Source organism: Sporosarcina sp. P20a (assembly GCF_002743175.1).
In the GTDB taxonomy this organism is placed as follows: Bacteria; Bacillota; Bacilli; order Bacillales_A; family Planococcaceae; genus Sporosarcina.
In genome coordinates, this window is the sequence record NZ_PDYT01000001.1 from 90,492 (window position 1) to 111,514 (window position 21,023).

20 protein-coding genes are annotated in these 21,023 nt (G+C 41.2%); all 20 read left to right on the plus strand.

The features are described 5' to 3' along the window. Nucleotides 1-100 precede the first annotated feature (100 nt). The 20 genes from rimP to CSV72_RS00555 all read left to right on the plus strand — a co-directional run bounded on the left by rimP (nt 101) and on the right by CSV72_RS00555 (nt 20,816). Nucleotides 101-571, plus strand: coding sequence for a ribosome maturation factor RimP (gene rimP / locus CSV72_RS00460; protein ID WP_085133267.1), 471 nt, complete (start codon nt 101-103; stop codon nt 569-571). A gap of 83 nt (nt 572-654) precedes the next feature. After that, nucleotides 655-1,848: a transcription termination factor NusA gene (gene nusA / locus CSV72_RS00465; protein WP_099676662.1), complete on the plus strand. Its 1,194-nt coding sequence runs from the start codon at nt 655-657 to the stop codon at nt 1,846-1,848. Nucleotides 1,849-1,869: 21 nt separating this feature from the next. Further along, nucleotides 1,870-2,148, plus strand: coding sequence for an RNase P modulator RnpM (gene rnpM, locus CSV72_RS00470; protein WP_083036161.1), 279 nt, complete (start codon nt 1,870-1,872; stop codon nt 2,146-2,148). Then, complete coding sequence (locus tag CSV72_RS00475) at nt 2,145-2,495, plus strand: YlxQ family RNA-binding protein (RefSeq protein ID WP_099633200.1); 351 nt, start codon at nt 2,145-2,147, stop codon at nt 2,493-2,495. Before rnpM ends, CSV72_RS00475 begins: the two co-directional genes overlap by 4 nt. Continuing rightward, nucleotides 2,473-4,761, plus strand: coding sequence for a translation initiation factor IF-2 (gene infB, locus CSV72_RS00480; protein WP_099676663.1), 2,289 nt, complete (start codon nt 2,473-2,475; stop codon nt 4,759-4,761). Before CSV72_RS00475 ends, infB begins: the two co-directional genes overlap by 23 nt. Then, on the plus strand, nt 4,758-5,036 hold the full coding sequence (locus CSV72_RS00485) for a DUF503 domain-containing protein (protein WP_099676664.1): 279 nt from the start codon (nt 4,758-4,760) through the stop codon (nt 5,034-5,036). Before infB ends, CSV72_RS00485 begins: the two co-directional genes overlap by 4 nt. A gap of 22 nt (nt 5,037-5,058) precedes the next feature. Then, nucleotides 5,059-5,409 carry a 30S ribosome-binding factor RbfA gene (gene rbfA, locus CSV72_RS00490; protein ID WP_099633203.1) on the plus strand — a complete coding sequence of 117 codons (351 nt, stop codon included), beginning with the start codon at nt 5,059-5,061 and terminating at the stop codon, nt 5,407-5,409. Nucleotides 5,410-5,505: 96 nt separating this feature from the next. Then, entirely contained in the window at nt 5,506-6,417 is a 912-nt protein-coding gene (truB, locus tag CSV72_RS00495; protein ID WP_099676665.1) for a tRNA pseudouridine(55) synthase TruB, read from the plus strand. Between the two features lie 12 nt (nt 6,418-6,429). Further along, complete coding sequence (gene ribF / locus CSV72_RS00500) at nt 6,430-7,368, plus strand: riboflavin biosynthesis protein RibF (protein WP_099676666.1); 939 nt, start codon at nt 6,430-6,432, stop codon at nt 7,366-7,368. A gap of 131 nt (nt 7,369-7,499) precedes the next feature. After that, complete coding sequence (gene rpsO / locus CSV72_RS00505) at nt 7,500-7,769, plus strand: 30S ribosomal protein S15 (protein WP_029053162.1); 270 nt, start codon at nt 7,500-7,502, stop codon at nt 7,767-7,769. 139 nt (nt 7,770-7,908) lie between these two features. Continuing rightward, nucleotides 7,909-10,047 carry a polyribonucleotide nucleotidyltransferase gene (pnp, locus tag CSV72_RS00510; protein WP_099676667.1) on the plus strand — a complete coding sequence of 713 codons (2,139 nt, stop codon included), beginning with the start codon at nt 7,909-7,911 and terminating at the stop codon, nt 10,045-10,047. A 79-nt stretch (nt 10,048-10,126) separates the two neighbouring features. Continuing rightward, on the plus strand, nt 10,127-11,386 hold the full coding sequence (locus tag CSV72_RS00515) for a M16 family metallopeptidase (RefSeq protein WP_099633207.1): 1,260 nt from the start codon (nt 10,127-10,129) through the stop codon (nt 11,384-11,386). Between the two features lie 58 nt (nt 11,387-11,444). Beyond that, a complete protein-coding gene (locus CSV72_RS00520) occupies nt 11,445-11,723 on the plus strand; it encodes a YlmC/YmxH family sporulation protein (RefSeq protein WP_099633208.1) in 279 nt (92 codons plus the stop codon). Next, complete coding sequence (locus tag CSV72_RS00525) at nt 11,716-12,522, plus strand: hypothetical protein (RefSeq protein ID WP_099676668.1); 807 nt, start codon at nt 11,716-11,718, stop codon at nt 12,520-12,522. The genes CSV72_RS00520 and CSV72_RS00525 overlap by 8 nt, the downstream gene beginning before the upstream one ends. Then, nucleotides 12,495-13,085: a dipicolinate synthase subunit B gene (locus tag CSV72_RS00530; protein WP_099669361.1), complete on the plus strand. Its 591-nt coding sequence runs from the start codon at nt 12,495-12,497 to the stop codon at nt 13,083-13,085. The genes CSV72_RS00525 and CSV72_RS00530 overlap by 28 nt, the downstream gene beginning before the upstream one ends. Nucleotides 13,086-13,202: 117 nt before the next feature. Further along, on the plus strand, nt 13,203-14,228 hold the full coding sequence (asd, locus tag CSV72_RS00535) for an aspartate-semialdehyde dehydrogenase (protein ID WP_099676669.1): 1,026 nt from the start codon (nt 13,203-13,205) through the stop codon (nt 14,226-14,228). A 46-nt stretch (nt 14,229-14,274) separates the two neighbouring features. Continuing rightward, entirely contained in the window at nt 14,275-15,165 is an 891-nt protein-coding gene (gene dapA, locus CSV72_RS00540) for a 4-hydroxy-tetrahydrodipicolinate synthase (protein WP_233191036.1), read from the plus strand. A gap of 113 nt (nt 15,166-15,278) precedes the next feature. Further along, nucleotides 15,279-16,946: a ribonuclease J gene (locus tag CSV72_RS00545; RefSeq protein WP_099676671.1), complete on the plus strand. Its 1,668-nt coding sequence runs from the start codon at nt 15,279-15,281 to the stop codon at nt 16,944-16,946. Nucleotides 16,947-17,034: 88 nt separating this feature from the next. Then, nucleotides 17,035-19,377: a DNA translocase FtsK gene (locus tag CSV72_RS00550; RefSeq protein WP_099676672.1), complete on the plus strand. Its 2,343-nt coding sequence runs from the start codon at nt 17,035-17,037 to the stop codon at nt 19,375-19,377. 350 nt (nt 19,378-19,727) lie between these two features. Continuing rightward, nucleotides 19,728-20,816: a BMP family lipoprotein gene (locus CSV72_RS00555; RefSeq protein ID WP_099676673.1), complete on the plus strand. Its 1,089-nt coding sequence runs from the start codon at nt 19,728-19,730 to the stop codon at nt 20,814-20,816. Nucleotides 20,817-21,023 lie beyond the last annotated feature (207 nt).

The following is a 21,023-nucleotide window of genomic DNA, read 5'->3' on the forward strand; positions in this document are numbered from 1 at the left end:
TGTGATACGATTAAAACAACTTTTGCTATACGTCTTGCGGAAAAGAGTGGGGCTTCCCGCTCTTTTCTGTTGTTATTTTGAATTTCGGGAGGGATACCATTTGAGTAAAATTATAGAGGAAGTCGAACAGTTAGCAAGACCAATCGTAGAAGAATTGGGTCTTGAACTGGTTGATGTTGAGTTCTTGAAAGAAGGTCGCGATTGGTTTCTACGCGTCTACATCGATACGCCTGAAGGCAACATTGACATAGATCAATGTGCGGCTGTTAGTAATAAATTAAGCGAGGAACTAGACCTTGTGGACCCGATTCCGCAAAATTACTTCCTTGAAGTGTCTTCTCCCGGGGCGGAAAGACCTTTGAAAAAAGATGAAGATTTTGAAAAAGCCGTGGGCCAATATGTGTTCATCAAAACGTATGAGCCAATTGATGGAATGAAAGAATTCGAGGGATATTTACTCGGGTACGGACCGGACCATGCAAAAGTGGAAATACGTATCAAGACGAGAAAAGTACTAGTAGAAATTGACAAAACAAAAATTGCACTTGCACGACTGGCAATTGATTTTTAAAGTGTAAATGAAACTCTGTCTAGCCTTGCGCTAGCGACAGATGAACCAAGAGCAACAACAATTGGAATGTAGGAGTGATGAACATGAGTAGTGAGCTACTCGACGCACTGACAGCTCTTGAGCAGCAAAAAGGTATTTCAAGAGACGTAATAGTCGATGCAATTGAAGCAGCGCTTGTAACAGCGTACAAACGAAATTTTAACCAAGCACAAAACGTGCGTGTGGACTTGAACTTAAACAAAGGCACAATGGCTGTCTATTCACGTAAAGACGTAGTTGAGGAAGTAGAAGATGAGCGTTTGCAAATTTCATTGGAAGATGCACAACTCATCAATCCAGTATATGAACTGACCGATATCGTTGAAGAAGAAGTCACACCGCGTGATTTCGGACGAATCGCAGCCCAAACCGCTAAGCAAGTAGTAACACAACGTGTACGGGAAGCTGAACGTGGTTTGATCTATGAAGAGTATATTGATCGCGAAGAGGACATTGTAAATGGAATCGTAGAGCGTATGGATCCGAAAAACTTATTCGTTGGATTAGGAAAAGTGGAAGCGGTATTACCGTCAAGCGAACAAATTCAAACAGAATCATATGCGCCACACGATCGCATAAAAGTATACATTACAAAAGTTGAAAGAACAGCGCGTGGACCGCAAGTGTTTGTATCGAGAACACATCCAGGCCTATTACGGCGTTTATTTGAACTTGAAGTGCCTGAAATATATGATGGCACAGTAGAAATTAAGTCGATTGCACGTGAAGCGGGAGACCGTTCAAAAATCTCTGTTTACACAACAAACGAAGAAGTAGATCCAGTAGGTTCTTGTGTAGGTTCAAGAGGGGCACGAGTACAAACCATTTCGAATGAATTGAATGGCGAAAAGGTCGATATCGTAGAGTGGTCTGAAGACCCGGTTATCTTCGTGGCAAATGCTTTGAGTCCTTCAAAAGTAATTGATGTACAAGTAAATGAAGAAGAGCGTTCCACTACGGTTGTTGTTCCAGATTATCAACTTTCATTAGCTATCGGAAAAAGAGGTCAGAATGCACGATTGGCTGCTAAATTAACGGGCTGGAAAATTGATATTAAAAGTGAAACAGATGCAAGGGAATTAGGGATCTATCCTCGTGAAGAATCTCTTGCAGTTCCGTTAGAAGAGTTAGAGGCTAATACAGATGAGTTCTTGGAAGCTTATGAGTATGAAGAAGAAACACCAGCTGAATCAGTTGAAGATTTTGATTTATACGCAGATGAAGAAAAAGAAGATTGATTTGGAAAGGATTGCATGCTGATGTCGAACAATCGGAAAATCCCTTTGCGTAAATGTGCAGCGACTGGTGACATGTTACCCAAAAAAGAAATGATTCGAATTGTCCGTACGAAAGAAGGCGAAGTATTCGTAGATTTGACAGGAAAAAAGTCAGGCCGCGGTACATATGTTTCCAAAACGGAGGATGCCGTAGAAAAAGCACGTAAGCAACACTCGATTGAACATCAATTGGGTGTCAAAGTACCGGAACAAATCTATGAAGACCTTTTGCATGCAATTCGTCGAGAGGCAATTAAATGACAAAAGATCCGACAAAGATTTATCAACTACTTGGTATGGCAGCCCGCGCACGTAAAATTGCAACGGGTGAAGATTTAGTCGTACAGGCGGTTCGTTCAGGCGAAGCACATCTGGTCATCCTATCAGGTGATGCATCTAAGAACACAATGAAAAAATTAACGAATAAATGTAATACGTATAACGTTGAGAAGTATGTATTTGGAGGCCGTGAAGAACTAGGGCATGCAATTGGAAAAGAAGCTCGAGTCGTCTTGGCACTTACAGATAAAGGATTCGCTAAAAAGTTATCCGAGCTTCTCAATGAATTTAATCGGGGGTGGGCTAATGACGAAAATGAAAGTACATGAATATGCCAGATCAATAGGAAAAACAAGTAGAGATCTTGCTGCAGAATTACTGAAGAGTGATATTGTGATTAAAAGCCATATGGAAGAACTGGATCCAGTTTCAATTGCAAAATTAGATGAAAAGTTCGGAGACTTGAAAAAGCCTGAGGTGAAAACTACTACAGTTAAGCCAGCGAGCAAACCAGCAAACCAAAGAACGGATCGTCCAAGCAATACAAATAAACCAGCCGCAGCACAAGGTACTAACCGTCCTGCTAGTAGCCAAGGTGGATCGAATCGCCCAGCTTCAACACGTCCTCAAGGACCATCTACATCAGCTCCAAAAGCGGGTAGCACACAGCCACCACGTCAAGGGCAAGGTGCGGGTTCATCTCGTCCAGCTGGCGGAGGCGGACGTCCAGGCGGCGGTCGCGGTGGAAGACCACCAGCGCGCGGTATTAACCAAGGACGCCGTAGATACCGTCCTGCAGTACCAGCACAAAAGGTTGAAGTACCACTACCGGATAAAATTACTTTTTATGAGTCATTATCAGTAGGTGAGCTAGCTAAGAAATTAGGTAAAGAACCTTCTGAGATCATCAAAAAGTTGTTCATGCTAGGTGTAATGGCGACGATTAACCAAGAATTAGATAAAGATGCAATTGAGTTAATTTGTGCCGAATACGAGGTTGATGTTGAAGAAGAGATCCGTATTGACGTAACTGACTTGGAAATCTATTTCGAAGATCCTGAAGAGGAAGAAGAAGTACCAGGTGAACTAACAGAAAGACCACCAGTTGTCACAATTATGGGTCACGTTGACCATGGTAAAACGACGTTGCTTGACTCAATTCGTAACACTAAAGTAACACAAGGTGAAGCGGGTGGAATTACGCAGCATATTGGTGCGTATCAAATTACAGCGAGCGGCAAGAAAATCACATTCCTAGATACACCAGGTCACGAAGCTTTTACAACGATGAGAGCACGTGGTGCGAAAATCACAGACTTAACCATTCTAGTTGTAGCAGCGGATGATGGTGTTATGCCACAAACAATTGAAGCGATTAACCATGCGAAAGCAGCAGAAGTTCCAATTATTGTAGCAGTTAATAAAATGGATAAGCCTTCTGCCAATCCTGATCGCGTTATGCAAGAATTAACTGAACACGGTTTAGTTGCAGAAGACTGGGGTGGCGATACAATTTTCGTACCGATTTCCGCACTAAAAGGTGAAGGTATTGACCAGTTACTTGAAATGATTCTATTAGTTGCAGAAGTAGGAGAATTTACTGCTGATACTTCTATTAGAGCTAGAGGTACTGTAATTGAAGCACAGCTAGACAAAGGAAAAGGTTCTGTTGCTACATTGCTTGTACAAAATGGTACATTACATGTAGGAGATCCAATCGTTGTCGGAAATACGTACGGTCGTGTTCGGGCAATGGTCAGTGACCTTGGTCGACGCGTAAAAGAAGCAGGACCTTCAACTCCAGTAGAAATTACAGGGTTGAGCGATGTTCCGTTTGCAGGGGATCGTTTCGTCGTATTTAAAGATGAAAAAACTGCCCGCCAAATCGGTGAAACACGTGCTGGAGAAGCACTTCAAGAACAGCGTGTGGAGAAAACACGTGTAACACTTGATAACTTGTTTGATCAAATGAAACAAGGCGAAATGAAAGAATTGAACTTAATTGTTAAAGCAGACGTACAAGGTGCGGTTGAGGCAATGGCTTCTTCTCTTATGAAGATTGAAGTAGAAGGCGTTAACGTCAAAATTATCCACACAGGTGCAGGGGCGATCAATGAGTCCGATATTTCTTTGGCAGCTGCATCTAACGCAATCGTTATTGGATTTAACGTACGTCCAGATACGAATGCAAAACGTGCTGCAGAAGCAGAAGGCGTAGACATTCGTCTGCACCGTGTCATTTATAAAGTGATTGAAGAAATCGAATCAGCTATGACTGGCTTACTTGACCCAGAGTATGAGGAGAAGGTAATAGGTCAAGCGGAAGTTCGTGAAACGTTTAAAGTATCAAAGATTGGAACGATTGCAGGAAGCTATGTAATCGATGGTAAAATCACAAGAGACGCTGGCGTTCGCGTTTTGCGCGATAATATTGTAGTCTTTGAAGGCGAACTGGATACATTAAAGCGTTTCAAAGATGATGCAAAAGAAGTTGCAAAAGGTTATGAATGTGGTATCACAATTAAAAAATTCAATGATGTCAAAGAAGGAGATATCATCGAAGCGTACGTAATGGAAGAAATTAAAAGAGTATGATTGTTTACGCGGAATGTTCTTTCCACATCCCATCAGCGGCCTCATTAAAAGACAAACGAGCCGTCTTGAACCGGATGAGGGATCGGGTGAAAAACTCCTATAATGTATCGGTTGCTGAAATTGATCATCAGGACTTATGGCAACGTACCACATTTGCTTTAGTTTCTGTGGCATCTTCCAAAGATGCCGCAGAACGAGAAGTGAGACGTGCGATTCGTCTGTTTGAATCCAATCCCGATTGGGAAATGACTACGTGTACAGTAGACTACTTATGAGCAAAGAACGAGGTGAATTGCCATGTCAGTGCGTGCTAATCGTGTAGCCGAGCAAATGAAGAAAGAATTGGGCGATATTATCGGCCAAAAACTAAAAGATCCACGTATCGGATTTGTGACGGTGACTGGTGTAGATGTAACTGGAGATTTACAACAAGCGAAAGTCTTTATTTCTGTTCTAGGAACAGATAAAGAAAAGGAAGATTCTTTACTTGGCCTCTCTAAAGCAAAAGGTTTCATCCGATCAGAAATTGGTCAGAGAATCCGCTTACGCAAAACACCTGAAATTGAATTCGAGATCGATGAATCAGTCGCTTACGGTAACCGGATTGAAAGCTTGATTCGCAAAGTAAATGACGAAACCGAACAATAAACACGAGGAGGAAGTTCATAGTCGCTTAGGCGGCATGACTTCCTCCCTTCTTACATAGAGCAAGTTTTTTGAATGAATTGAGGAAGAAGGGGTAAGATGAACGGTATTCTGCCTTTGTGGAAAGAAAAAGGTATGACGTCGCATGACTGTGTCTTTAAACTACGAAAGATATTACGGACAAAAAAAGTGGGACATACAGGTACCTTGGATCCTGAAGTAGAAGGTGTCTTGCCTATCTGTATAGGAAGAGCCACAAAAGTCGCTTCTTATATTACAGATGCAGGTAAAGAGTATATCGCCACAGTTTCTATAGGGCGCTCCACGGAAACCGAAGATGCGCAAGGTGAGACTGTAACGAGTGATTTGACACACAAAGAATTCACGAGGAACCAAATTGAAGAGGTATTACAGCAACTAACGGGGGAAATCACACAAATTCCACCTATGTATTCGGCGGTAAAAGTAAACGGCAGACGTCTGTATGAATATGCGCGGAAAGGCATCGAAGTAGAACGGCCGGTACGTAAAGTACAGATCGATCAAATTGATTTATTGAATGAAGATCAATTTTTTAGTGGTGAAGAAATAACATTTTCTATTAGAGTGCGATGTGGTAAGGGAACGTATATCCGGACGTTAGCTGTACAAATTGGCGAACTTCTCGGATATCCAGCACATATGGATTCGTTAGTCCGAACTGTTTCCGGGAATTTTGATGAATCACATTGTAAAACTCTCGCAGAAGTGGCACAAGTGATGGAACTAGATCAAGTGCAGACGATCTTGCGTCCGATCGAAGAAGTATTGACTGAATTTCCGCAACTTGAAATCGAAGAGTCTTCATTGGAATCTATACAGAATGGTCAAGTGCTTCCCGCGGTACCGCTTCTAATTGATCATCCATCCATCATGATGATGTTCGAAGGTCGTGTGTTGGCAATCTATCAAAATCATCCAACAAAACCTGGGTTAATGAAACCTGAAAAAATGTTGCTAGCTAGTGAGTGAGGAGAGATAGAAATGGAAATCTATAGATTACGATATCCCGATTCGGTAAACATTCGACAACATCATGCATCTTCTTTAGCTATTGGATTTTTTGACGGTGTACATAAAGGACATCAAGAAGTCATTCGCAATGCGAAAAAAACCGCAAATGATTTATCGATAGAGACAGCTGTCATGACATTCGATCCCCATCCATCACAGCTATTTTCAGGAAAAAACGTTGGATATATTACACCGATTGAAGAGAAAGTCAGAGTGCTCGAATCACTTGGTGTGGATACGTTATTCATTGTCAGTTTTGATTGGGAACTGGCTAGTCTTTCACCGCAAAGATTTATCGATATCTTTATCAAAGAGCTTGAGGTCAAACATGTTACTGCTGGCTTTGATTTTACGTTTGGTTCGAAAGGTTCTGGGACGATGAAAGATATGCAAGAGCTTTCGGAGGGTAAGTATGGAACAACTGTCATTTCTAAAGTGACCTTCGATCAGGAGAACAAAGTGTCGTCGACGGAAATTCGGCGACTGTTATCTAACGGTGATGTAGAAGCAGCAGCAGTACTTCTCGGTCGTCCATTCCGTACATTGGGTGAAGTGATACATGGAGAGAAACGGGGCCGTCAGCTAGGTTTCCCTACAGCTAATATCCAAACTGCTGAGGAACATATAGTTCCTGCCAATGGTGTATATGCCGTACGTTGCCTGATCGGAGATACTTGGTACCGAGGTGTCTGCAATATGGGTGTGAAGCCAACATTCCATGATCCAGAACACCGGATTCCTACAGCTGAGGTGCATCTGCTGGACGTAAATATGGATCTCTACGGACAGAAAATGGCGATTGAATGGTTGTATCGTATACGTTCTGAACAAAAATTCGATTCACTTGATGCATTAAAAACACAAATTGCTAAAGACAAGCAAACAGCAAAGGACTTATTAAACGACTAGTTGGTTGTTGCAACTGACATAATGCCGTGATATGATACAATAGTGTTCAATACACGAACCTCTTCTTGGCAACACGAGTCACCAACGTTTGCTCGGGAGACGGGGATACTTTTATTTAGGAGGTGAAAAGGATGGCTATTACACAAGAGCGCAAAGCTGAATTGATCAACGAATTCAAGACTCATGAAAATGATACTGGATCTGCTGATGTTCAGATTGCTATCCTTACTGAAGAGATCAATAACCTGAACGGCCACTTACGTACTCACAAGAAAGATCACCACTCACGTCGTGGTTTGTACAAAATGGTTGGTACACGTCGTCGTCTATTGAGATATCTTCGTGAAACTAACGTTCAACGTTACCGTGATCTTATTGCATCACTTGGCTTACGCCGTTAATAAGACTGAGAAGCGGGCTTTGCCCGCTTTTTTCTATGGAATTAAGATGAAATATTTCGCATACATGTATCACTTTTGATACACTATTACTAATTACATACTAGATGTATACAGTTTTACAATAGAGAGGAGTTCTACAATGTCAGAACAGAAAAAAGTTTATACACTCGATTGGGCTGGACGTACGCTTACAATCGAAGCCGGCCAACTTGCAAAGCAAGCTAACGGTGCGGTGCTCGTTCGATATGGCGAAACAACAGTACTTTCCACGGTGACAGCTTCCAAGAAACCAAAACCTCTAGACTTCTTCCCACTTACAGTGAATTATGAAGAACGCATGTACTCGGTTGGTAAGATCCCTGGAGGATTTATCAAGCGTGAAGGACGTCCTTCAGAAAATGCAGTGCTGACTAGCCGGTTGATTGACCGTCCAATCAGACCTTTATTCCCTGATGGCTTCCGTAACGATGTACAAGTAATTTCACTTGTTATGTCAGTAGATCAAGACTGTTCATCTGAGATATCAGCAATGATCGGTTCATCTTTGGCTTTATCCATCTCGGATATTCCATTTGATGGTCCGATTGCAGGCGTTCAAGTAGGTCGTATCGATGGAGAATTCATCGTCAACCCTACACCGAGTCAGCTTGAAACATCAGAAATTGATTTAGTCGTTGCAGGAACAAAAGATGCAATCAACATGGTAGAAGCAGGAGCTAAAGAAGTTTCTGAAGAGATCATGTTAGAAGCAATTATGTTTGGTCACGATCAAATTAAAAAATTAGTCGAATTCCAAGAGAAAATTATAGTTGAAATCGGCAAACCGAAGTTTGAAATAGAATTATTCGAGCTGGATGCAGACATCAGCAAAGAAGTTAAAGATCGTTGTGAAAATGAACTAATGGTAGCAATCCAGACTGAAGAAAAGCATGCACGTGAAGAAGCGATCAACGAAGTGAAAGCTTCGGTTCTTGAGCATTACGCTGAAGCTGACGATGCTACAATTAAGCAAGTGAAAGCTGTTCTAGAGCAAATGGTGAAAGATGAAGTACGTCGTCTAATTACAGTCGACAAAGTTCGTCCAGATGGCCGTGGTCTTGACGAAATTCGTCCACTATCATCTGAAACAGGACTTCTACCTCGCTCCCATGGTTCTGCATTATTCACACGTGGACAAACGCAAGTGCTAAGTGTATGTACACTAGGTGCGCTTGGTGAAAATCAAATCATTGATGGTTTAGGTTCAGATGAGTCTAAGCGCTTCATGCATCATTATAACTTCCCGAACTTCAGTGTTGGTGAAACAGGCCCAATTCGTGGTCCAGGCCGTCGTGAAATTGGTCATGGTGCATTAGGAGAGCGGGCATTACAGCCTATGCTTCCGAATGAAGTGGAATTCCCTTACACAATGCGTCTAGTTGCAGAAGTATTGGAGTCTAATGGTTCTTCTTCACAAGCATCAATCTGTGCCTCTACAATGGCTATGATGGACGCTGGTGTACCACTTAAAGCTCCAGTAGCAGGAATTGCTATGGGATTGATCAAAAAAGATGAAGATTATTCTATTCTGTCAGATATTCAAGGAATGGAAGATCACTTAGGTGATATGGACTTTAAAGTAGCAGGTACTAATAATGGTATTACTGCCCTTCAAATGGATATCAAAATCGACGGATTATCTCGTCAGATATTAGAAGAATCTCTTGCACAAGCAAAAATTGGTCGTATCAAAATTCTAGATCATATGTTGACTACAATTTCTTCAACACGTGAAGAATTATCTGAGTACGCTCCAAAGATTATCGTCATCCATATTAAACCGGACAAGATTCGTGATGTAATTGGACCTGGTGGAAAAGTAATTAATAAAATTATCGAAGAAACTCAAGTGAAAATCGATACAGAGCAAGACGGAACGATATATATCGCGTCACCAAACTCTGAAATGAATGAAAAAGCCAAGAAAATGATTGAAAATATCGTACGTGAAGCAAAAGTAGGCGAGTACTACTTGGCAAAGGTTAAGCGTATTGAGAAGTTTGGCGCATTCTTGGAAATCTTCCCTGGCAAAGATGGCTTGCTTCATATTTCTGAAATTCAGGAAGCACGTACGAAAGAAGTGGAAGATGTATTAAAATTAGATGATGAGCTATTTGTAAAAGTAATTGAAATCGACAGACAAGGTCGGGTAAATCTTTCACGAAAAGTAGTCATTCTAGAAGAAAAAGAAAAAGAGCAAAAACAAGAACCAACACAAGAACAAGCTAGCAAAGAGTAATCAATACGTCAAAAAAGCCTCTTCCTGCACAAGTTGCGGCGAAGAAGGCTTTTTGTACTTTATATAAGGAGTGAAGTCTATGATTCAAAAATATAATTGTTCAAATGGTGTACGTATTATCCATGAAAAGATGCCCCATTTACAGTCCGTAGCGATTGGTATCTGGGTGCATGCAGGTTCAGCTAATGAAACAAAAGAGCAAGAGGGTATCGCTCACTTTATTGAACACATGCTGTTTAAGGGAACGGATACACGAAGTGCTCGAATGATTGCTGAACAATTCGATCAGATTGGAGGCGATTTGAATGCCTTTACTTCTAAAGAAATGACCTGTTATTACACTACTGTTTTAAGTCATCATGCCTCATACGCATTGACAGTTTTATCCGATATGTTTTTCCATTCCCAGTTCAAAGAAGAAGAGATGGAAAAAGAGAAATCTGTCATTCTGGATGAAATATCTTCTGTTGAAGACATGCCGGATGAAGATGTAGATGAAAGGTTATGGGCTGGAATGTTCCCGGAAGATGCAATTGGAAAGCCAGTAGGAGGACGAATTGAAACAATCAAGTCATTTACGAAAGAAATGGTCGAGGAATTCATGGTGAAACACTATCGTCCGGAAAACTTGGTAATTTCGATTGCAGGAAACTATGATGAACGTTTGATCAAGCTGATAGAAGCAAACTTTGGAAGCTATCAAGGTAAAGAACAATCCTCTGTTTCGATACTAGATGAAAGTGTACCGAACTTTACGGCACAACAAATCATCAAAGCAAAAGATATTGAACAAGCCCATGTATGCTTTGGTTACCCTTCCTTGCCTTCAACACACGATAAGATTTATGAGTTAAGCTTATTTGATAGTATCCTTGGCGGAACGATGTCTTCTAGGTTGTTTCAGGAAGTTCGAGAAAACCGCGGATTAGCCTATTCGGTCTACACGTATTATGCTGCGTATGAAAACGCTGGCTCCTTTGTAATATATTGTGGCACCTCTCCTGAAAACTTTCAAGAGACGTATCGTACAATCGACCAGGTCATCGCAGAAGTACTTCATGACGGTCTAACAGATAAAGAATTGCGAAATGCCAAAGAACAACTTAAAGGCAGTTTTGTGCTTGGTTTGGAAGGCTCTGAATCCCGGATGTACAGAAACGGCCGTAATGAATTAGTGCTTGGTAAACACCAAACTATAGATGAAGTGGTCGAACACATTGAGAATGTTGAAAAACGAAGTGTTTATCGACTTGGACAGCAAATGTTGGCAAGTGATCGAGCGATATCGATAATCGCGCCTAAATCAAATATTCAGCAATTAAAAAAATTGCAGAACTAGTCGACTTCCCACCTCCCATACATATGATGAAAGAGATCTTATATGAGGGAGGACTTCCATGCGATTATCAGAACTAGCACAAAAAGAGCTGATTCAAGTAGAAGAGGGCATGAGGTATGGCTTCTTGGCAGAAACTGATTTGCTGTTCGACCGCAAATCAGGAGCAATCATTGGATTTGAAATTCGGAAAAAGCTAGGGAAAACACTTTTTCGGCAAAAAGACCAGGATATTATTGAATATATTCCATGGCATGAGATTGTGCTGGTCGGGGAAGACCGAATATTATTTGGCAAAACACATGAACTAAACAGAAAGGAAGTGGAAGGGTATGACTAAATGGCTTGTAGTAGGGACCGATCAACGTTTGCGTATTGCCAATGAACTTTTAGTAGAATTAGGGATTGATAGTAAATATATAAATTCTGATACGTTTAATGAACAGTTAAAGCAAACCCTGATTGATATAAAGCCTGATCATCTTCTACTTCCTTTATTGTTAATGGAACAAAGCATACCCGTCGACTATTTGAAAGAAGGCTCTTCTGTCTATTCCGGTAATACTTCAGCGGAATGGAGACAAGAGCTTGCGGATAAAGGTATTTCGCATACGAATTATTTGGAAAATGAACAATTCATTTGGAGAAATGCTCAATTAACTGCAGAAGCGTTCGTTCATGTTTTTTATGAACAAACTAAACGACAGATTGCGGGTAAGCATTTTTACATCGCAGGATTTGGCAGAGTAGGAAAAGCACTTGCCTATATATTAAAACAACTACAGGCTACTATCACAATAGCTGCGCGTGCTAATGAGCAACTAGCGGAAGCAGGGATCTTAGGATATAACACACTGCGGCTCAATGAAACGACACAATTCACACGCGGCTACTTACTAAACACTATTCCTGCTCCGTGGCTCGATTTAAATCAAAGTGGTGCTGTTCATGTTTTCGATGTCTCTTCAGCACCGGGGTGCCTAAAGCATTCCGATTCCTCTGAATACTATACGATACACCTCAAATTGCCCGGGAAGCACTTTCCCGAGGATGCGGCAGCTGTATTGGTTGACGCGATTTTGAGAATAAGTATAGATGAAAGGGGAACTAAATGCTCAAAGGAAAACGAATCGGATTAGGCATCACTGCTTCGCACTGCACATATGACCAATTGCTTCCGATGATTGCTTCGTTGCAAAAGGAAGGAGCGATTGTCGTTCCAATCATTACACATTCAGTTCTTCATGCTGCAACGCGTTTTGGTACAGGTGAAGAGTGGATTAAACGAATAGAAGAGGCGACTGGCGAGAAGGTAGTGGCAAGTATTGTCGAAGCCGAACCATTTGGTCCATCCAATCCACTAGACTGCATGGTGATTTCACCGCTCACAGGTAACTCCATGAGTAGGTTCGCTAATGCCGCTACTGACTCACCTGTTTTGATGGCAGCCAAAGCCACATTGCGTAATGGTAAACCAGTAGTACTCGGTATTTCTACAAATGACGCATTAGGGCTTAATGGAATGAATCTCATGAAGTTATTGAATATGAAACATGTCTTTTTTATTCCGTTTGGTCAAGACGATTGCATAAAAAAACCGAACTCTTTAATATCGGATTTCTCATTACTACCCGCTACTGTTGCATCCGCAATAGAAAGCAAGCAATTGCAGCCGTTACTAATCATTCATAACAATGCATGAAAATAGATTTTTAAATTCTGCAAAATATGTTATAATTCGTTCAATAACAATTAACGAGACAAGGACATAACCATCTGTCCTTAATATTGCTTGTTAATAATTGAAAGGAAGATATAGATGAAGAATGTTAATGTTGCAATTGTCGGCGCGACCGGAGCTGTAGGAACAAAAATACTTGAGAAATTGGTGGAACGTAATTTCCCTGCCACTTCTATTAAGCTACTTGCATCTAAACGTTCTGCGGGCAACGAAATCAAAGCGGGTGGAAAAACGTACATTGTACAAGAAACAACACCGGAAGCTTTTGAAGGTATCGACATTGCATTCTTTAGTGCAGGTGGGAATATCTCTGAGAAGTTTGCACAAGACGCAGTGAAAAGCGGGGCGGTTGTAATTGATAACACAAGTGCATTCCGCATGGACCCCAATACACCACTCGTTGTCCCAGAAGTAAATCCACAAGAGTTGAAAAACCATTCAGGAATCATTGCCAATCCAAACTGTTCTACAATTCAGATGGTAGCAGCACTGAAGCCTATTAAAGATCAATATGGACTTAACAAGCTAATTGTATCTACTTACCAGGCAGTCTCAGGTGCTGGTGTGGAAGCGATTGAAGAACTAGCAGAACAAAGCAAGCAATTCACGGATCGGAGTGAAATTGAGGCAAGGGTATTACCATCCGCTTCTGCAAAGCGTCATTATCCGATTGCGTTCAACGCGATCCCACAGATTGATTCATTTGATGAATCGGGCTATACATTGGAAGAACTGAAAATGATCAATGAAACGAAGAAAATATTCGGCGATCAAAACATGGCGGTAGCAGCCACTTGTGTCAGATTACCGGTTGTATCCGGACATTCAGAATCCGTCTATATTGAAATTGATCAAGATAACGTTACGGTTAAAGATATACAGTCATTGATGGAAAATGCCCCAGGAATCGTCTTGCAGGACGATCCTGCTTCACAACTATATCCAATGCCGCTTTATGCAGAAGATAAAGATGAAGTATTTGTAGGAAGAATTCGTAAAGACTTGGATAACCCAAAAGGATTCCATCTTTGGATTGTCTCCGATAACTTATTAAAAGGTGCTGCATTGAACTCTGTGCAAATCGCCGAGGCTCTTATTAAATAAATTTTGTAGGTAGATTTATGAATGATAACGTAAAGGAATGATCTATGTGCAACTTGGAAATGTAGGGACAGCAATGGTCACCCCTTTTTCTCCTGATGGCACGATTGATTACGCCCAAACAGCGATCTTACTTGAGCATTTAATTGCAAATGGGACAGATTCTGTCATCGTCAGTGGTACGACTGGTGAATCACCAACGCTTACCATTACAGAGAAGAAGGAATTACTGGACTTTGTAATAAAGGTTGTGAATAAGCGTATTCCGGTGATAGCAGGTACGGGGACAAACAATACTACCGAATCTATAGAGCTGACTAAGGCTGCTGAGCTATCAGGGGCTGACGGAATTATGCTGGTGACACCTTACTATAATAAGCCAGACCAAAAAGGAATGTATGCACACTTTTCTAAAATTGCTAATGTTACGGCATTGCCTGTATTGCTATATAATATTCCAAGTCGTTCCATTGTCAACTTGCTTCCGGAAACGGTTATTGCATTATCGAAAATAGATAATATTAAAGCAGTCAAAGAAGCAAGTGGAAATTTGGAGCAGATGGCAGAAATCATTGAAGGAACTGCTGATGATTTTGAAGTATACAGTGGAGACGACGGACTGACTTTGCCGTTGCTTGCAATTGGCGGTAGAGGAATTATTTCAGTTTCTGCACATGTAGTAGGCAATGAAATGCAAAAAATGATTCAAGCGTTCCAAAACGGCAATATAAAAGAAGCCGCTGACCTCCATCGTTCATTATTACCGGTATTCAAAGCGTTGTTCTCGAAGCCGAATCCTGTGCCTGTGAAATACGCGCTAGGAAAAGCAGGTGTACCAACGGGTGGCGTTCGTTTACCACTTATAGAAATGAACGAAAGTGAAGCCGCGATAATCGATGAAGTGCTTGAAAAATTTGAAAAAAGAACACGGATTCTGTAATAAACAAAAGCCGGACGACCATTCCGGCTTTTTTTGTTTGTACTGAACGCCTACTATCTCGTATAATGGTGTTTAGTCGTTGTGGGCGGGAATAGATTATAGGAGGAAACAATGTGACGAAAATACAAAATGAATTAATTAGAGTGATTCCACTGGGTGGAGTAGGGGAAATTGGAAAGTCTATGTATGTCGTTGAAGTCGACGATGAACTATTTGTTATGGATTCAGGATTAATGTTCCCAGAAACGGAAATGCTAGGTATTGACTTTGTAATACCTGATATGACGTATCTGGAAGAAAATAAAGATCGGATCAAAGGAATCTTCTTAACCCATGGTCATGAAGATGCAATAGGATCTATCGCTTATTTATTACAGAAAGTACAAGCTCCTGTCTACGGTACAAAGTTGACATTAGCGTTAGCGAAAGAACATTTGAAGAAAATGCCGGCACCATCTAATGTCCGCTTCTTTGAAGTGACAAGCAAAAGTCGGATGAACTTCAAGCGCACGCATGTGACATTCTTTTACACGACGCACAGTATTCCGGATTCTTTAGGAATTGTCTTCCATACAAGTGAAGGTGCCATCGTTAATACAGGAGAGTTTAAATTTGACCAAGCAGCGAAAGGCAAATATCGCCCTGATTTTGCGAAAATGGCTACACTTGGTGAAGAGGGTGTCTTTATCTTGATGTCCGATTCTACAGAAGCAGAACGTCCGGGGTATACGACGTCTGAGTCTGTAATCGAAAAACGTCTATTCAAAACATTCCATGAAGCGCAAGGAAGAATTCTAGTAGCTTTGTATGCATCAAACTTCATTCGAATTCAGCAAGTACTAGACCAGGCAGCGGCACAGAAAAAGAAAGTTGCGGTTGTTGGTAAAAGTTTGGAGAGCTACTTTGAAGTTGGGTTAAAACTAGGCTATTTACAAGTGGAAGAAGATGTAGTAATTCCAGTAAAAGACATGGAGCGCTATGATGATCAGGATATCGTGATTATTGTAACGGGTAACCAAGGTGAGCCACTAGAAGCCTTAGAGAAAATCGTCCGTAAACATCATAGAGAAATTAATATCAAAAGTTCAGATACAGTATTGATTACATTTACGCCATCACCTGTAATGGAAACTTCCATGTACAAAATGATGAATGAGCTAGCAAAGGCTGGAGCGACTGTACTAACGTCCACACGAAATGTACACGTTTCCGGTCACGGTTCTGCTGAAGATTTAAAAATGATGTTAAACTTAATGCAACCTAAATACTTTATTCCGATTCAAGGGGAATATCGTATGCTGATTGCACATTCTAAGCTCGCTCAAGAAATTGGTCTCCCTAAAAACCGAATCTTCATTGCGGATAAAGGTGATATTGTTGAATTTAAGAATGAGAAGCTTCGTATGGCAGGCAGAGTACAGGCTGGTAACGTTTTGATCGATGGTATTGGTGTAGGCGATGTAGGAAACATCGTGTTGCGTGATCGCAAGTTGTTATCGCAAGACGGAATCTTTACAGTCGTTGTAACGTTGAACAGAAAGCAAAAACGTATTGCTGCAGGACCGGAAGTCGTCTCTAGAGGCTTCGTCTATGTGCGCGAATCAGAGGAATTATTTGAAGAAGCGACAAAACTGATCACTAAAATTGTCGAGAAGTATGTGAATAAAGAAACGTTTGAATGGACAAACATTAAACAAGAGATCCGTGAGACATTGAGTTCGTATTTATATCAGCAAACAAAACGTCGCCCAATGATTATCCCAATCATCATGGAATACTGATCCATACTGTTTGTTGACGAATTAAAGAACAACTGGATTTCCATGCCTTTACGGCTGGAAATCTTTTTTTCAGAAAGGGGGTTAGCAAATGGCGAAGAAACGTGCTAAAAAAAGAGCGCCAGCCAAGAAAAGACAACAGAAAAAACAGCAAAGTCAAATGCAACCGCTCTGGTTTGAAATTTTAGGTGTCGTCTTAATTGGTATCGCAATAATCATGATCTTTGAATTTGGCATTATTGGCCAAGGTTTATCGGCTTTTTCTCGATTTTTATTAGGTAACTGGTATGTTGCATTGCCATTTTTGATTATTGTACAAGCGTTGATTTTCATGATCAAAAGACAAATTGGCGGATATAAGCACCGAATCGTCATCGGTTGTTTATTCATTTTAGGTAGTATGCTGTTGTTCAGTCATGTTCATTTATTTCAGACATTGTACGAAAGTAAAGTTCTGATGTCCAATTCTGCACTTAAGGAGACATGGAAGGTTCTGATCACTAATGATGGCATACATGACCAAACAGGGACGCTGGGTGGCGGTATGCTGGGCGCTGTACTGTTCGCAATGTTTTACTCATTAGTAGATTCATCAGGCGCTACAGTGGCTGGTGTGCTGTTACTGCTCATTGGTATCATCTTGCTGACAGGAAAGGCCTTGATTCCGTTTCTAGTAGAGCAAACACCGATCTTTGTGAATGATATAAAGAAGAAGTGGGCAGCGAGGGAAAAGAAATCGGTTAAGTCACCTGAAGAAAAACGTAAAGAAAGTGCGCGAAGCAATAGAAAGAATAAGCCTAAGCCGGTAAAGACACCTGAAACGGAAGTAGTACAAGAATATCCGGAACCGGCAAGTGAACCGATTATCTCTAGCTTCACGGCGAAAATCGAACAGGCTGCACAACCAGAGATGGTACAACAAAAGCAGTCGAAAGTTAAAGAGGACACAACTCTTGATCCTAAAGACCCTGCAGTTGATTATCCAGTAATGGGTGGAGAACAAGAAAACGAATCGTATATTTTGCCATCCGTCAATCTTTTGGAACCACCTGTAGCAAGTGATCAGTCTGGAGAATATGATTTAATTCAAGCGAACGCCAAAAAACTAGAGAAAACGTTCCTAAGCTTTGGAGTCAAGGCACGGGTAACACAAGTTCATTTAGGACCAGCCGTCACTAAATATGAAATCCTGCCTGATACGGGTGTGAAAGTAAGTCGCATTGTTAGTCTAGCGGACGATATTGCCTTGGCATTGGCAGCTAGTGGTATTCGTATTGAAGCGCCAATCCCTGGTAAATCAGCAGTGGGAATCGAAGTACCGAACACTGCAGTAGCAATGGTAAGTTTACGTGAAGTGCTCGAATCTAAGGAGAATAGTCCTCCCAAGTCCAAGTTACTAGTAGGTTTAGGACGTGATGTGACGGGACAAGCCATGATGACGGAACTCAATAAAATGCCTCACGTATTAATTGCAGGTGCTACAGGTAGCGGTAAAAGTGTTTGTGTCAACGGCATCATTATGAGTATTATCATGCGGGCGAAGCCACATGAAGTGAAAATGATGATGATCGATCCCAAAATGGTAGAGTTGAACGTTTTCAATGGCATTCCACATTTGTTGGCGCCTGTTGTCACGGATCCGAGAAAAGCAGCGCAAGCATTGCAACGTGTTGTGTCCGAGATGGAACGTAGATATGAGTTATTCTCCCATACCGGCACGCGAAACATCGAAGGGTATAATAACCATATTGAACAATGGAATGAAGATCACGATGAGAAACATCCGCGCATGCCATATATAGTTGTCATAGTGGATGAGCTGGCAGACTTAATGATGGTGGCGTCAAGTGACGTAGAAGACTCCATCACACGTCTCGCACAGATGGCAAGAGCAGCGGGAATTCATTTAATCATCGCTACTCAGCGTCCAAGTGTTGATGTGATCACGGGTATCATCAAGGCTAATATCCCTTCCCGAATTGCATTTGCTGTATCTTCAGCGATCGACTCGAGAACTATTCTGGACGGTGGCGGTGCGGAGAAGTTACTGGGGCGAGGAGATATGTTATTCCTGCCAGCTGGTGCTTCAAAACCTACGCGTATTCAAGGCGCATTTGTCTCAGATGAAGAGGTAGAAGCGGTAGTGAATTTCGTGATCGAACAGCAAAAAGCTCAATATCAAGAAGAAATGATTCCGACTGAAGTAGAAGTGTTAGCACCACATGAAGAAACCGATGATTTATATGATGAAGCGGTACAGATGGTAGTCGATATGCAAACTGCTTCTGTTTCAATGATTCAGCGTCGTTTCCGAGTTGGTTATGCAAGAGCTGCACGTATAGTGGATCAAATGGAAGCGCGGGGAGTCGTTGGACCGCCTGAGGGCAGTAAGCCAAGACACGTACTACTCACTAAGTCAGAGCTGGAAATGTAAGGATTCGTTCGTCTTTATTTTGATAAGTCAAAGTTATTCGTGATTTTGGCTAGATATTTCCTTCTACCTAAGTAAATGTTATAGTGAAGGTAGAAGGAAATTATCATTCCAGGCTATTGAGTTAGAGTGTGACGTTCTATATTTGGCGGAACGGAAAGCGCTATCATACAATGCAGTACAACCACTGGTATAATGAATAACATAACGTGTAATGCAACAGAATTTCAAGTAATCTAATAAGAATGATTATTTTTTGAACGAATTTTTAGGTAAAAAGTAGTGTTGATCGGGGTATAAGACGTATAGCGTCCTGACATAATACCAAAAATAGCCAGGGGAGGTCATTATTGATGAAAAAAAGAAAGTTTGGTCTAGCAATGTCTTTAGTGTTAGCCGCAGGTACGATGTTAGCAGCATGTGGCTCTGACGATAAGGGCAAAAACGACGAGGGTGAAAAGCCGGCAACAGGTGGTAGCGGTGAGAAAAACGAATTCTCAGTTGCTATGGTAACTGACGTTGGAGGAATTGATGATAAATCATTCAACCAATCTGCATGGAAAGGCGTTAAAGAATTCGGGGAAGATCAAGGATGGGAAAAGGGGACTGGTGGATTCGATTACCTTCAGTCAACTGGTCCAGAAGATTATACAACTAATCTAAACAACTTGGCTCGTCGTGATTTCAACTTAATTTACGGAGTAGGTTTTTTGATGGAAGATGCAATTGAAGATATTGCAGCGCAACAAAAAGATACTCAATTCTCTATTATTGATGGTGAAGTAGATGCTCCAAACGTAGCTAGCATCCTCTTTAAAGAACAAGAAGGCGGATACTTAGCTGGAGTAGCAGCTGGATTAATGACAAAATCAGATAAGATTGGTTTTATCGGCGGTATGGACAATCCTGTAATCGAACGCTTCGAAGCTGGATTCCTTGAAGGCGTTAAAGCAGTTAAGCCTGAAATCAAAGTGGATTCAAAATATGTAGGTGCGTTTGATAAAGCGGAACTTGGTAAAGCTGAGGCAGGCCGTATGTACTCTTCGGGCGTAGATATTATCTTCCACGCTGCAGGCGGAACAGGTAACGGTGTTTTCTCAGAAGCAAAAGAGCGTAAGCAAGCAGATAAAGATGCATACGTTTGGGTAATTGGTGTAGACTCCGACCAGTATGAAGAAGGTAAAGTTGGAGATGACAACATTACTCTAACTTCTATGTTGAAGCGTGTTGACGTAGCAGTTAAAGACATTGCTGATCTTTCAATGGCTGGAAACTTCCCTGGTGGGGAAACAAAAGTATATGGCCTTCAAGATGATGGTTTAGGTCTAGCTGATTCACGTGGCGCAATTCCACAAGATGTATTGGATCAAATTGATGAACATGCACAAAAAATTGCAAATGGCGAAATTGAAGTACCTGAGTTTGTAGAAAAGAAGAAATAAGGTCATAAAACAGATGGAGGCCGGTTTCATATCCGGCCTTCATTTCATTAAGTTAATAAAATAAAGGTTCCTTGGTGTTTGTTCTGGAACTTTTATTTTATTAATTTCTAAGATTAATAATAAAATATACTAAATAGTATTTGCAGGCTACTTATTAAGAAATAGTAAAGCTTTCAACTTTTCATATAGAGGCTTTATCACGTATTA

Bases quoted from the DNA above. Each gene is read 5' to 3' on its own strand.
- nusA (WP_099676662.1), top strand. From the start codon at position 655: ATGAGTAGTGAGCTACTCGACGCACTGACAGCTCTTGAGCAGCAAAAA.
- rnpM (WP_083036161.1), top strand. From the start codon at position 1,870: ATGTCGAACAATCGGAAAATCCCTTTGCGTAAATGTGCAGCGACTGGT.
- CSV72_RS00475 (WP_099633200.1), top strand. From the start codon at position 2,145: ATGACAAAAGATCCGACAAAGATTTATCAACTACTTGGTATGGCAGCC.
- infB (WP_099676663.1), top strand. From the start codon at position 2,473: ATGACGAAAATGAAAGTACATGAATATGCCAGATCAATAGGAAAAACA.
- CSV72_RS00485 (WP_099676664.1), top strand. From the start codon at position 4,758: ATGATTGTTTACGCGGAATGTTCTTTCCACATCCCATCAGCGGCCTCA.
- rbfA (WP_099633203.1), top strand. From the start codon at position 5,059: ATGTCAGTGCGTGCTAATCGTGTAGCCGAGCAAATGAAGAAAGAATTG.
- truB (WP_099676665.1), top strand. From the start codon at position 5,506: ATGAACGGTATTCTGCCTTTGTGGAAAGAAAAAGGTATGACGTCGCAT.
- ribF (WP_099676666.1), top strand. From the start codon at position 6,430: ATGGAAATCTATAGATTACGATATCCCGATTCGGTAAACATTCGACAA.
- rpsO (WP_029053162.1), top strand. From the start codon at position 7,500: ATGGCTATTACACAAGAGCGCAAAGCTGAATTGATCAACGAATTCAAG.
- pnp (WP_099676667.1), top strand. From the start codon at position 7,909: ATGTCAGAACAGAAAAAAGTTTATACACTCGATTGGGCTGGACGTACG.
- CSV72_RS00515 (WP_099633207.1), top strand. From the start codon at position 10,127: ATGATTCAAAAATATAATTGTTCAAATGGTGTACGTATTATCCATGAA.
- CSV72_RS00520 (WP_099633208.1), top strand. From the start codon at position 11,445: ATGCGATTATCAGAACTAGCACAAAAAGAGCTGATTCAAGTAGAAGAG.
- CSV72_RS00525 (WP_099676668.1), top strand. From the start codon at position 11,716: ATGACTAAATGGCTTGTAGTAGGGACCGATCAACGTTTGCGTATTGCC.
- CSV72_RS00530 (WP_099669361.1), top strand. From the start codon at position 12,495: ATGCTCAAAGGAAAACGAATCGGATTAGGCATCACTGCTTCGCACTGC.
- asd (WP_099676669.1), top strand. From the start codon at position 13,203: ATGAAGAATGTTAATGTTGCAATTGTCGGCGCGACCGGAGCTGTAGGA.
- CSV72_RS00550 (WP_099676672.1), top strand. From the start codon at position 17,035: ATGGCGAAGAAACGTGCTAAAAAAAGAGCGCCAGCCAAGAAAAGACAA.
- CSV72_RS00555 (WP_099676673.1), top strand. From the start codon at position 19,728: ATGAAAAAAAGAAAGTTTGGTCTAGCAATGTCTTTAGTGTTAGCCGCA.